Source organism: Massilibacillus massiliensis (assembly GCF_900086705.1).
GTDB classification, from domain to species: domain Bacteria; phylum Bacillota; class Negativicutes; order FLKF01; family FLKF01; genus Massilibacillus; species Massilibacillus massiliensis.
Genome location: NZ_LT575483.1, coordinates 2,857,516 through 2,870,275, shown reverse-complemented (window position 1 = coordinate 2,870,275; position 12,760 = coordinate 2,857,516). Strand labels below are relative to the sequence as shown.

Annotated in this window: 10 protein-coding genes and 2 rRNA genes (1 of these 12 cut by a window edge); 2 read left to right on the top strand and 10 right to left on the bottom strand. The window is 39.4% G+C overall.

The genetic code is table 11. The annotated features are described in order from the left end of the window. Window positions 1-131 precede the first annotated feature (131 nt). The 5 genes from BN6559_RS13805 to BN6559_RS13785 form a co-directional block, all read right to left on the bottom strand. The gene (locus BN6559_RS13805; protein ID WP_199884008.1) at window positions 132-533 is read right to left on the bottom strand and encodes a hypothetical protein; all 402 of its coding nucleotides are present in this window, start codon (window positions 531-533) and stop codon (window positions 132-134) included. 99 nt (window positions 534-632) lie between these two features. After that, the gene (locus BN6559_RS13800; RefSeq protein WP_110955267.1) at window positions 633-1,292 is read right to left on the bottom strand and encodes a ComF family protein; all 660 of its coding nucleotides are present in this window, start codon (window positions 1,290-1,292) and stop codon (window positions 633-635) included. Between the two features lie 3 nt (window positions 1,293-1,295). Then, window positions 1,296-3,467, bottom strand: a complete 2,172-nt coding sequence (recD2, locus tag BN6559_RS13795; RefSeq protein WP_199884007.1) for an SF1B family DNA helicase RecD2 — start codon at window positions 3,465-3,467, stop codon at window positions 1,296-1,298. Between the two features lie 377 nt (window positions 3,468-3,844). Then, entirely contained in the window at window positions 3,845-4,408 is a 564-nt protein-coding gene (locus BN6559_RS13790; RefSeq protein ID WP_110955265.1) for an RNA polymerase sigma factor, read from the bottom strand. A gap of 145 nt (window positions 4,409-4,553) precedes the next feature. Beyond that, window positions 4,554-6,458 (bottom strand): ABC transporter ATP-binding protein, encoded by a 1,905-nt coding sequence (locus BN6559_RS13785; protein WP_110955264.1) that lies wholly within the window; start codon window positions 6,456-6,458, stop codon window positions 4,554-4,556. A 195-nt stretch (window positions 6,459-6,653) separates the two neighbouring features. On the opposite strand from BN6559_RS13785, the gene BN6559_RS13780 reads away from it, so the two are divergent. Next, a complete protein-coding gene (locus BN6559_RS13780) occupies window positions 6,654-7,172 on the top strand; it encodes a hypothetical protein (protein WP_199884006.1) in 519 nt (172 codons plus the stop codon). A gap of 18 nt (window positions 7,173-7,190) precedes the next feature. On the opposite strand, the gene BN6559_RS13775 is transcribed toward BN6559_RS13780, so the two are convergent. From BN6559_RS13775 to BN6559_RS13760, 3 genes are all read right to left on the bottom strand, one after another. Beyond that, complete coding sequence (locus BN6559_RS13775; protein ID WP_110955262.1) at window positions 7,191-7,670, bottom strand: glycosyltransferase; 480 nt, start codon at window positions 7,668-7,670, stop codon at window positions 7,191-7,193. A 412-nt stretch (window positions 7,671-8,082) separates the two neighbouring features. Further along, entirely contained in the window at window positions 8,083-9,471 is a 1,389-nt protein-coding gene (locus tag BN6559_RS13765; RefSeq protein WP_110955260.1) for an LCP family protein, read from the bottom strand. A 277-nt stretch (window positions 9,472-9,748) separates the two neighbouring features. Further along, window positions 9,749-10,840 (bottom strand): glycosyl hydrolase family 18 protein, encoded by a 1,092-nt coding sequence (locus BN6559_RS13760; protein WP_110955259.1) that lies wholly within the window; start codon window positions 10,838-10,840, stop codon window positions 9,749-9,751. 285 nt (window positions 10,841-11,125) lie between these two features. Between BN6559_RS13760 and BN6559_RS13755 the strand changes: the two genes are divergently transcribed. Further along, complete coding sequence (locus tag BN6559_RS13755) at window positions 11,126-12,259, top strand: HD-GYP domain-containing protein (protein ID WP_110955258.1); 1,134 nt, start codon at window positions 11,126-11,128, stop codon at window positions 12,257-12,259. Between the two features lie 139 nt (window positions 12,260-12,398). On the opposite strand, the gene rrf (BN6559_RS13750) is transcribed toward BN6559_RS13755, so the two are convergent. Beyond that, window positions 12,399-12,515, bottom strand: a 5S ribosomal RNA gene (gene rrf / locus BN6559_RS13750). A 174-nt stretch (window positions 12,516-12,689) separates the two neighbouring features. Continuing rightward, window positions 12,690-12,760 (bottom strand): 5S ribosomal RNA (gene rrf, locus BN6559_RS13745); it runs 46 nt beyond the window's last position.

Here is a 12,760-nt window from a genome sequence, read left to right as displayed (position 1 = left end):
AAAGCAAGGATATTAATCCTCGCTTTTCATTAAATTTACTTCAAATGCTCGTAAATACTTCTTTATTCTTTTATTATCTTTATTATACGCCTTTTTCAGCTGCAAAACATGATTTTTACTAAGTCGCGGTCCTATCTCACCATATTTTTTGTATACATACCACCACGACGACGTTCTTCCTCTTCTTTTGCTTTTGTGAAACGTGCAGATTCTGATTCTTTTACTTGATTCAAAAAATTCGCATTACACTTATCGCATAAACGACCTTCATAAATCGGGCTTCCACAGCTTTCACAAGGGTACGAAATTTCGGATATATCCATAAATCGGCCATTCTTGATCATACGAAAAATGGTTTTTTCTTTTACGCCAGTCGCCTTATGTATTGCTTCAACAGAAGATCTAGGATGGTCACGTACATACTCCGCCACGATCTTTTCATTTTCTTCTTCTAGCTTATAACAATCCAAACACATGCCTACCGCTGTTTTCACATATAATTTTCCGCATTCCGGACAATTTCCCAAATTCATCTTTGCCACTCCCTCTCCACACACCAACATGTCTCATTACCTCTATTATAATTGCACAAACAAAAATTTCAAAGAAAATTTTTAATCATTTCCAATTTCTTAAGCATCACTCGCAATAGTGAGCCCAATTACCCGCTTTGCTCCGGCATGCTTTAAAACTTTTGCACATGCATGCATTGTCGCCCCCGTCGTAAAAATATCATCGACGAGTAAAATCGTTTTGCCTTGAATTTCACATGTAGCGATGAGCGTAAACGCGTCTTCCACATTTTTCTTTCGCTCTGCAATCGTCAACTTATATTGATTCAGCGTAGATTTTTTTCTTTGCAGTATCTCTTGCCATACCAAACCCGCTCCGATCGCCCAAGGTCTAAAAATTTTTTCCGTTTGATTAAAACCGCGTTCTTTAAACCGTTCTTTGTGCAATGGAACAGGTACAACAAAATCTATCTCTGGTATAGCAGTCAGCAGAGACGCATTTTGTAAAAGCCAAATCAACGGTTTGATCAGATACAGCTTTTTACCATACTTTATTCCATGGATCATTTGCTTGATTCCCTGTCGATAATGACAAAGCACCAAACAAGATTCCAAATCTCTTACTATTTTTACATCTAAAGCAACATAATGTTTTGCTGTAACTTGGCTTAAGCAGCTCGTACACCATGGTTGGTCATGTACATCCAGATAGGCATGACAAATCGGGCATTTAGGAGGAAAAAGCGTATCTAAGACCGCTTGATAAAGTCGTTTTAGCATTTCTTAGCTGCCTACTTCCTGCCGCAATCGTTCTGCGAGCAATGAATAACGTTTCTGTGTACGATCATTCATAATGGCAGTATTAAGTGCTGCTTTTGTCCCAAGTAAAATCACACGTGCTTTCGCTCTGGTGACTGCAGTATACAATAAATTGCGCTGGAGCATGATATGATGCCCAGAAATCAACGGCATAATCACAATTGGATATTCACTGCCTTGACTTTTATGCACACTCATCGCATAAGCTAACCGAAGTTCAACAAGCTCATTTTTTTCATACGTAGCCTCATTATCCGGATAAGCAACTTTCGTCTTCTCTCCATCAATATCCACAATAAAACCAATATCACCATTAAAAACATTTTTCGTATAGTTATTCCGAATTTGCATGACCTTATCACCAAGCCGAAATGTTTGCCCAGCGCCCGCAATCGCCAGCTTATCTATTTCAGCAGGATTTAAAGCATCCTGCAATAATCTATTCAGATTCTCCACACCGCAATCTAAACGATGCATCGGTGACAAAACCTGTACATCTCGCTGCGTATCGAAGCCTAATTCTTTTAGCTCACGCTTGCACAGAAATACAATTGCTTCTGCAACCTCTCCGCTTGCCTGAATTTCGCGAAATTGAAAATCTTCACTCGTTTTGTAATCCGGCAACAATCCCCGATGAATTGCATGCGCATTCATAACAATCATACTTTCGCCTGCCTGCCGGAAAACCTCAGTAAGCCGCACAACGGGAATCGTTCCCGAACGCAATATATCTTTTAAAACTGACCCCGGGCCTACAGCCGGCAATTGATCCACGTCACCTACCAAAATAACGCGACACCCTTTGGCAATTGCCTCTAGGAAGTGATGCATCAAAACAATATCCATCATGGAAACTTCATCAAGAATTACGACATCAGCCTCTAAGGGTTCATCACCATCACGGGCAAAGACCTGTAATCCGCCCTCTCCGCCTGTAGACTCCAATAAACGATGCACGGTCGCAGCCTTTCTGCTTGTAGCTTCACTCAATCGTTTCGCTGCGCGTCCGGTCGGTGCACCAAGCAAAATTTGCAGGCCCTGCTGCTCTAACACAGCAATGATCCCCTTCACCACTGTAGTTTTTCCTGTCCCCGGTCCGCCGGTTAAAACCAATACGCCATGCTCTAACGAAGCAGCCACCGCCTGCCGTTGTTTTTCTGCAAGGCGGATCGCATTGGTTTCTTCCCATTCCTGCACCTGCTCCATTGCATCCTCACTGGCAATCTGCCGTGCTTTATCTTTTAAATACAATAATTTCTTTGCAACATTTTTCTCTGCACAATACAAATGACGCGGGTAAATCAATGTCATTCCTGCAATATCCTCGGTACAAAACTGTTCCCTTGCCAATAAATCTTTCAATATTTCAGCAATCACTTGCGAATTCACACCAATAAGCTTCGCTGTCTGCATAATCAAAGTTTGCTCCGGGACGCAACAATGACCGGCATTGGCAATTTGTAAAAGTGCGAAATCAAGTCCGGCATGTACACGATCTGCTGAAAATTTTTCAAGCCCAAGGGATCCAGCAATCTGATCCGCAGTCCGAAACCCGATGCCATCAATTTCACGTGCTAAACGATAAGGATCTGTCTGCATCACGTCAACTGAGAAAGAGCTGTACTTCGCAAAAATTTTTGCTGCGTAAGCACTAGAAACTCCATGCGTTTCCAAAAACAGCATAACTTCACGAAGCTCCGCCTGCGCACTGTATGCTTCGTGAATATCCGCGGCCTTTTTCTTCCCAATACCGCTGATTTCCTGCAACCGTTTAGGGCTGCTTTCAATAACCGCCAATGTATCCAAGCCGAACTTATCCACTAACCGTTTTGCCATGGACGGTCCAACACCCTTAATCACCCCTGAGGCCAAAAATCGTTCAATTCCGCTCAAGCTTGTAGGCGCAACATGCTTCATAAACTGGACTTTGAATTGCTCGCCAAACTTTGCATGCTGCATCCATGCGCCTTCCAGTTCCAGCTGTTCACCAACCAAAGGAGCCGGCGCATTCGCCGTTACACTAACCAAGGCTCTATCTTTCCCCGGTCTAAGCCTAAATACGGTGAAACTGCCTTCGCTATTTTCAAAAACAATGGACTCAACGATGCCTTCTAGCTTTTCCCACTCTGCTTCCACAAACCAATCCTCCGCACTCATGTTCTACTTCTTAAAAATCTATATTCCATTTTTCCACAAAAAGTCCTGCTACAACTTACATTTCTTAACTATAAAAAAGCTGTCCTAAAAATGGAAATATTGCGTTATAATACAAATAAGGGCGTAGTCCCCACTACGCCCTTAAACTGAATACAGGAGGTGATCCCCTTGAAGTTACGCATTTCGTGTTCAATCGGTGATGCGATACTAGTAAGGGTAATAGCACTGATAGCTCTTATCCTAAAAGTGTTGTTCACCTAATGCATTCAACCGAAACGTCCTGTTCTCCTCAGGACGTTTCTAGTTTATTTAGTATATGTTTATTATATCCGATTTTATACATCTTGTAAATGTATTCACGATCTATACATAAATCGCTGTACCTTCTCAATTCCACGATTTTTTAAATTATAAACCGCCTGTGGTGTTACCCCCAAAAGTTTCGCCGTTTCCGTTAAACTCATCCCAGAGACAAGCGTAAGCAAAATTGCTTGTCTCTGCTTTGCAGGCAGCCGCTCCATTTCGTGCAGCAAATCTTCTCCCAGACATTTTAGCTCAACTTCTTTTGCAATATCGATATCACTCATCAGATTATCTAACAAAGAATAGGCCTCCCCCTGCTCTGCCTCTAATGCGGCTTCATGCTGCCAGCGATTTCTCTCCCGCTTAAACAAATTCCACATTGCAAATTTTATTTTACTCTGTGCATATCCGGCAAAACTTATCTTTAAATCGCGATTAAAACTTTGAATCGCCTCAATAAGTGCTAAATATCCTACTGAAACAGCTTCTTCATAAATCAGTCTAAGATGTGCTTGAGACGCAGATTTCTTCACAAGCCCTGTAAATCTTTTACAAAGATCCGAAAAAATCTCCGCATCGCCCTGCTGAGCAAGTACCACCATATCTTCTATATTCATTTACTCTCACCTTTTGGTGAGAAACCGGCTTCTCTATCGTATTAGCGCTTAGCTATACTATAAAGTCCGCCCTTTTAAAAAACAAAAACCGACTCGGCGCAACTCAGTGCGCCAGTCGGCTTTTGTTTCATCTATTCTTTTAGACTTATTCAATATCTTCACTATAGTGCGCCCAAAGATCATATTTTTCAGCAAGTTCTTTTGAAACTCGATCATAATCACTTGCCAACGTCTGACTTTGCATAGCATCCGCATGACTTGCGGGATCATTCAATTGAAACTCTATGCCTTTTAATTCTAATTCCAGCATCGCAATTTCGCCTTCATATTTTTGCGCAAGTTTTGCACGATCTTGCGGCTTTACTTCTCGCGACTTTATTTTTCTTTGTGGCTGCGATTTTTCTACTGCATTTTTTCCCTGTTCCTTTTCAACTTCTGCAGCTTCTTTTTTCAACTCGAGTTTCTTTGCATGATAATAACTATAACTGCCGTTATACTCTGTTAATTTACCATTTGCCAGCTCATATGTACAATTTGTTACTTTATCAAGAAAATAACGATCATGCGAGACTGTGATAAACGTTCCCGGAAAAGCCATTAAAGCTTCCTCTACAGCCTCTTTCGCCGGAATATCCAAATGATTGGTTGGTTCATCTAAAACCAAAAAATTTGCCCCTGTAAGCATGAGCTTCAGAAAAGCGAGCCGTGATTTCTCGCCCCCACTCAACTCTCCAATAATTTTATAAACCTCATCCCCTTGAAACAAAAATGCACCTAAATAATGCCGTGCTCGTTCCTCGGTAAGATCATATGCATACATCAACTCGTCCAATAAACGATTTCCAAGATTCAGCCCTTCATGCTGTTGAGAAAAATACCCCAACTTCACTCGACTGCCGAGCTTTATTTTTCCACTGCTGCCTTCAAGTTCACCGACCAATAATTTCAGCAAAGTCGTTTTCCCCGCACCATTTGGTCCAACAAGTGCAACACCATCCCCATTTCTAACCAACAGAGATAGATCCCGAAAAATTTCATGACTGCCATAAGAAACCGCGACTTCTTCTAATTCAGCAACACGCTGTGCACATTCACTGGGAGGATTAAACGAAAAGAAATTAAAGCCGACACTATTGGGCGGTAAAACAACCCGTTCTAACCGGTTCAGCTGTTTCTCCCGTCCGCGTGCCTGTTTTGACTTGATTCCCGCCTTATAGCGACGAATATATTCTTCGGTTTTCTGAATATGCACCTGCTGTTTTTCATATGCACTCTCAAGTGCAGCAAGACGCTGTGCTTTGACTTTGGTAAACCGACTATAATTGCCGCTATAAACGGTAACCGTTTTATTCTCCAGTTCAATCACTTGATTTGCAACACGATCCAGAAAAAAGCGGTCATGTGAAATAATCAATACGCCACCTGAATACCCAATCAAAAACTCTTCCAGCCATTCCACCATTTCAATATCCAAATGATTTGTAGGCTCGTCTAAAAACAGAAAATCCGGTTGACGAATTAATGCTTTTGCCAAGCAAATCCGCGTCTGTTGTCCACCAGAAAAATGACGAACCGGTTGATCAAAATCTGCCTCATGAAAACCTAATCCAAAGGCTACCTTCCTTATTGTACTTTCATAATCATAACCACCCGCACGTTCAAATTTATCCACAACTGCAGCATACATTTTCATCAGCGCTTCTACCACAGTCTTATCTTTCTCCGCAGCAATTTTTTCTTCTAAAACTTTCATCTCATCTTGCCAATTCAATACATCAGCAAACGCCCGGCTAAGCTCCTCACGCAGTGTCCAATCTCCCAAACTTGCTTCTTGCTCTACATACCCGATCGTATCGGTTTCAGACAAATGAATCTGACCTTTATCTACTTCCTCCAGCCCCATCAAACAGCGCATTAACGTACTTTTTCCCGTTCCATTCGCACCAATAAAACCAACCTTGTCCCCACCCGAAACATCAAAACTAACATCATGAAATAATTCCTCTATACCAAATGCTTTACTCAATCCGCTCACACGTAACAAACCCATATATCCACCTCAAAAGATAAAATTCTATAGAAACGATTTACACTCGTTTTTCATATCTAAGCCCTTATCCTCATTATAACAGAAGCCTTCAAATTTTTAAAATTACGCACACTTGCCTTTTTTTCAAATCTTTGCTATATTAATAAATACAAAAGAACATACGTTCTGTTTTTGAAATTTAAAGGAGGTTTTCATTTGACTTACACATTGCCTGACAACAGTAAAATCGCCGCAGTTGTTCCACAATACACAAAACACGGCGATCAAACATCGATTTATCTGACAGATGGTACACATATTATAACATCTTTAAAAGTTGCCACCATCATTCGTCACTTAGCCAACCGACAAATTATCGATCTATCCAGCCTAAAAAATAAAACGAAACAGATTACAAAATGTACACTTTGGCATCCCCTAGTACTGGCCCCTGATCTGGTACTAGTACCAATAAAAATGAGAAAGCCAAAAATCAGTGGAGATGCGACTGGCGGTTACATCAATTTTCATCATATTAAAACCGTCCACGAAGCAATGAATTGTACATGTATAAAACTTACCGGTGATCATGAAGTCTGCGCCCTTTGGAAAATAACAACGGTTCATGAACATATCCAACGTGCACACTTTACTTTTCTTGCCACAAACAAACCGAATTTTACTTTCGAAAGTTTCGCGAAATATCTATTCGTCAATCATCTAGCCAATTTATAAATTATTTAGTAATTGGAGTCACATATCGTGTTTGGGCATTACGATTTTTTCACTTGCCTGTTTAACCAGCCAACAAATAATCGTAAGAAAATGTACAATATCAATCTTATTTACCGTATCAATCACATGCACAATGTTTCCTGTACAATATGGAAGTGCGTCTTCTACCGCAATTGCAAGTTTAGAAGAATGCAGCGCAGTAATTTGATCAAATTCTCTGCTTAATCGTTCAATAATCGGATACGTCAAATCTTCTGAATTACAATCTAATACAATCACATCACACATCAAATCAGCATCCTCAATTTCTAACATAAGATGTCGCAGCATTTCTTCAATATCTTGTTCAATATTTTTCACCACAATGATAAAACTGATACTCGGTACTGTTCCTATATAAGGCGCGACAAACCATGACCACATATCTTTACAAAAACACCATAGCCCAAAGATTGCAAAGGATATTAAAATAACACTCACACCATAAGTTAAAACCACGGTATTGCCCTCCTTTCTTAAAGTTAAAATATTTTATGCCAGATTTCATAAAATGCTACTACAGGACGACTTACCTTATACACAAAAATCCCGAGTTACACACAAATTCTTGTGTATAACTCGGGATAAAGTGTAGACATATAATATATTTATGTCGATAACTTAGAAACCAACGAAATTCGTTCCACTTATAAACCAGTACGAAGATAGGTTGCCGGTTGATGAAAAGTGCTCAGATGCTAGGCGCAGTAAGGAGTTGTGAAGGAGTCGTACTTTTGTACGTCGACGAGCAGCACCTTGCTGTAACGACGCAGATGAGTGCTTTTCACCGGCCCGCTGCCTATCTGTCCATAGTTTATCTACAAGCTGTCCCGAGTTACACACAAGCCGTTGTGTATAACTCGGGATTTTTTTATTTCGTATAGTCTTTACCAATAATCACCGTTGCCTGACTTCCATCACCGCCGGATTGCAGCGAATATTTAAACGGCAGGCTGCTAAATTTATCGGCTACACCCTCATTTTCTGTATTCGCTCGAATCACGGTATTTTTATAAGGTGCAGTCAAAGTCGAGACACCTGTTACAACAAAACCTCTTCGCCTCAAGATTGCTGCAACCTCTGCACCAGCACCATCAACACCACTCGCGTTGACCACTTCCACACGAATTGTTTCCGGCGTCTTACTTGCAGATTTCTTTTCAGCATCTTTATCCTTTGCAGTTTTGTCGTCTTTCTTTGGCTCCTCTTTCTTCTTATCCTGCTCTACTTCTTTCTTAGTCTCTTTCGGCGTATCCAAAACCTTCATTTCCTTTGGAATTGAAGTTTCATATTCATCAGCTTCCTGTTTCATCGCCCGCACAATTTTATCATCCATTTTTATATCTAAAGATTGCGCCAAGCCTTGACGTAAAGCGACTACATCCGGAAGCCAATAACTAATATCCTGAATATAGGCAGGCTTTCCTGGAACCATTGTCGTTTTTAGCCCTTTATCTTTCGCATCCTTTAAAATACTGACTAAACTAATCATCTTGCTAACTGACATATCCGTCTCAACTGCCGAACTAACTTCCTGAATGATGGTCGGTAATTTTGTAATAATACTTGGCGATACAACCTTATCCATAACAGCCTTCATGAACTTTTGTTGCCGCGCAATACGACCAATATCGCCTTCTTCATCACGATAGCGAACATATTGAATCGCGGTTTCACCATTCATATGCTGCATACCAGGACGCAAATTAATTACAAGCGGATGCCCTTCACTGTCGTCATAAGGATCTTCATAATACATCCGCTTCTCAACGTCAATATCGACACCACCAATTGCATCAATAATCCGCGTAAAAGCCTTAATATCAATTAAAATATAATAATCCATTGGCACGCCCAATAAATTTTCAACCGAATCTTTTGTTAAATTATGTCCGCCAAATGCGTATGCATGATTGATTTTATCATAACCATGACCACTTATTTTCACCCGCGTATCACGCGGTATAGACAAGATAGAAGCTTCCTTTTTCCCTGGATCAACAGTTGCAACCATCAATGTATCTGAACGACCAACATCATCGGCCCTTTTATCCACACCCATGATCATGATATTCATTTTATCTTGTGCTACCATCATTCCACTGTCAACATTGCGTTTATTTCCAAAAAACCTCGAATCAAACCAATAATACGATGCCCCTACAGTAGCCATAAATATAAATAAAATCAGCACTATAGTGAGTATACGCCTACTCCGATTTTTTCTCTGCTTCTTTACGCGTTCTTGCAAAGAACCCAATAAGCGCACCTCCTTTATTCTAAAAATTTCATCCACATAACAAAATAAACAAAGCCCCTTCTTTTGGGGCTTTGCTTAGTATATCAAATATTTACTTATTTCGTCAATATTTTAATAAAAATTATCTAGATCATAAACTGCAAATTTTTATTATATCATTTCCTATTCAATGCTTTGATAATCTATAAGCAGCACCAATAAGTGATCCAGTTTTTTTAAGCCTTTCAGCTGTATTCTAGCTCTCATCAGAATGCTAAATAAACGCAGACTCTGTTTATTAAATTTTAGGGAAAATTTGATTGATTTCTTGCCATATACCCGGTTCTTCCTGACCTAAACGCCAAATTGCAATACCACCAGGATTATATTTGGCAACAACCTTTAATTTAGCCGCCGTACTTCTTGCATTTTCGAACCAAACTTCATGACCATCATATTTAAAATAAGGAGCTTCAGCAGTTTCATCGTATTGTATCTCCGCACCTTTTTCCTCTGCTAAAACAATTGCATCCGCATATGTGATTGTCTCACCCTTATTATTTGCATCCCAGTTATATCCGTATGCACTAACGCCAACTAAGACTTTGTTCGCACCACCGCAATTTTCAACCGCATACTGAATATTTTTTTCGTACCAGTCGATTGGTGCAATCGCACCTGGTTCAGAAGTCGACCAATGCCTGTCATACGTCATGATTTGAACATAATCTGTATTTTTTGCCAATTGTGGATAATCATACGCACCCGATACAGACTCATGCACCTCTACCTGTGGAAAAACTGAAATAATCACGACTTTATTTAATGCTTTCAATTTCGGATACAATTCTTCCATAAAAGCCGTCAGATCTTGCCTATGTTCCGGATCAAGTAACTCAAAATCAATGTTTATCCCATCGTAACCATTATCTTTAACTAACTTTACGATATTATCCGTGGCGATTGTTCTAATATCCGGGTCACCAAGAATGGCATCTGTTGCTTCACTTTTATTGGTTATCAAAGGATATACTTTTAAACCCAACTCATGCATTTTGTCATAGACCATTTTGCTCTCTTTAGACTCAATTGTTCCATCCTTTGCGATCTTATACCAAAAAGGGCCGACCGCTGAAAGACTACTAGAAAATGATTTTAAGCTAGGATATGAACCAGTCGTATCATTGGTGCCTTTCCATGGGTTTTCATAATACCCAAGTACAATTCTCTTTTGCGGCTTCAAATTATCGACGATTCCTTTCAACCAGTCAGAAGTTTGCTCTGATTGAATTTTAGGTGTTTGATCCAAATCACAACCAAGCATCGTAATCAATAGAACTATATTTAACAACAATACCAAAAATACACTTGATTTCCTTTGCCACTTCATCGTCTCACCTCTTCTACTTATTTCGTCAAGGCCCTTGCGCATCTACTGCTATGTTAATATCGTGCAATAGATGAACCACGAACCATTGAACTATTCTGACTAAATTTTAAGGACTTTACGCAGTCACCTAAACAAGCCTTTATTTATATTTTATTATGACCTATGTTCTATTTTTTATGTAAGAATCATCGATTAACAATAAATTCTTGATAAAATAATATACTTTATAATATAATGACATAATAAGTATTAAATTTTGGAAATTTGTATAAGGATGTTAGTTAAATGCAAAAACTATCTACTGAAAATTTAAAAGTCGGTATGAAAATGGCACGAAGTATTTATGACGTGGATGGTCAACTACTATTGAGTAAAGGAATGCTTTTAACTGATACCTATATTCGTCGACTAGAATTATTACAAATTCCTAGTGTTTATATAGAAACAACCATACCTCATTTAAATATAAAATATCCTGATGATCACGACGTTGACGATGATGTAATCGGTGAAAAACTTAGAATATCAACAATTAGAAATGTCTCTCAAACCTTTCATAAATGCCAATTAACAGGCACAATAGACGAAGAAAGTATACTTCATACAACGGAAGATATTATCAATGGATTACTATTAAATCCTAATAATGTAGTCCAGGCGACAGATATCCGCCGATATGATGATTATACTTTCGCCCATTCAGTAAACGTCTGTGTGCTTTCTGTCATGTTAGGACTATTATGTGAATATTCCAGGCAAAAACTTGATGAACTTGCACTCGGTGCTCTACTACATGACATAGGGAAAACCAAAATTCCGTTAAGCATATTAAACAAACCCGGCGCTTTAAGTGACGAAGAATCTGAAATCATGAAAAAACATTCAGAAATTGGTTTTGAATTATTAAGGAAAACAACTAAGTTTTCTGTTGTGCCGATGCATATAGCCTTTCAGCATCATGAAAAATATGATGGCAGCGGATATCCTCGTGAACTTTTCGGCAATAATATTCACGAATACGCTCGTATTGTTGCCATTGCCGATGTTTATGATGCACTGACATCAGACCGTCCTTACAAAAAGTCTTGTCTGCCACACATCGCCTATAAAATTATGATGGAAGAAGGCTCTAGTCATTTTGATCCGGTACTGCTAAAACTTTTTTTTGATAATGTAGCAATTTATCCTATAGGTACCGCTGTACAAATTAGTACAGGTCAATATGGAATCGTAATCAATACGCTAAAAGGTTGTACCTTAAGACCAGTTCTGCAACTCATCGCCAATCAAAATAAAACCTTAATTTCATCTAATTTTATTTTGGACTTACGTGACTATAAAAATACATCTATTCTCCGTGTTATTCGCGAAGATGAATTAGCCGATATTTTCTCTATAGATTGGGAACAAAGTTCCTAAAAATTAAATTAAAAGAGATCAAAATTCGATTGATCTCTTTTTTCATATACGAATAAATTCTTAGAATCTGTCTAAAAATTGAAATGTGAAATTTTCACACAACAAAAAAGCACTCACGTTTGTGAGTGCTTTCCATCTTAACCGGCAACTACCTATCCTCCCAGGGCGTTTCCACCCAAGTACTTTCGGCGTTTATAGGCTTAACTACTGTGTTCGGTAGTGGAACAGGTCGATCCCTATAGATCAGTCCGACAAAACGAGCGCACCACATCTGCGTTGTCACTCCTGCGATCCTTCATTTCGCGTACATTAGTACTGCTCAGCTCAGGTTCTCGTCCTTCCTAGCATCTGCAGCACTCTCGTTTGTCTTGTTCCTTCGAATCTATTTTCTTACACAAAAAAACTCGACCTAAGCCGAGCCTTTCAATTTAACCAGCAACTACCGACTTTCCCAGGGCGTTTCCACCCAAGTATCCTTGGCCTCTAAGTGCTTAACTACTG

Bases quoted from the DNA above. Each gene is read 5' to 3' on its own strand.
- BN6559_RS13805 (WP_199884008.1), bottom strand. From the start codon at position 533: ATGAATTTGGGAAATTGTCCGGAATGCGGAAAATTATATGTGAAAACA.
- BN6559_RS13800 (WP_110955267.1), bottom strand. From the start codon at position 1,292: ATGCTAAAACGACTTTATCAAGCGGTCTTAGATACGCTTTTTCCTCCT.
- BN6559_RS13790 (WP_110955265.1), bottom strand. From the start codon at position 4,408: ATGAATATAGAAGATATGGTGGTACTTGCTCAGCAGGGCGATGCGGAG.
- BN6559_RS13785 (WP_110955264.1), bottom strand. From the start codon at position 6,458: ATGGGTTTGTTACGTGTGAGCGGATTGAGTAAAGCATTTGGTATAGAG.
- BN6559_RS13760 (WP_110955259.1), bottom strand. From the start codon at position 10,840: ATGAAGTGGCAAAGGAAATCAAGTGTATTTTTGGTATTGTTGTTAAAT.
- BN6559_RS13755 (WP_110955258.1), top strand. From the start codon at position 11,126: ATGCAAAAACTATCTACTGAAAATTTAAAAGTCGGTATGAAAATGGCA.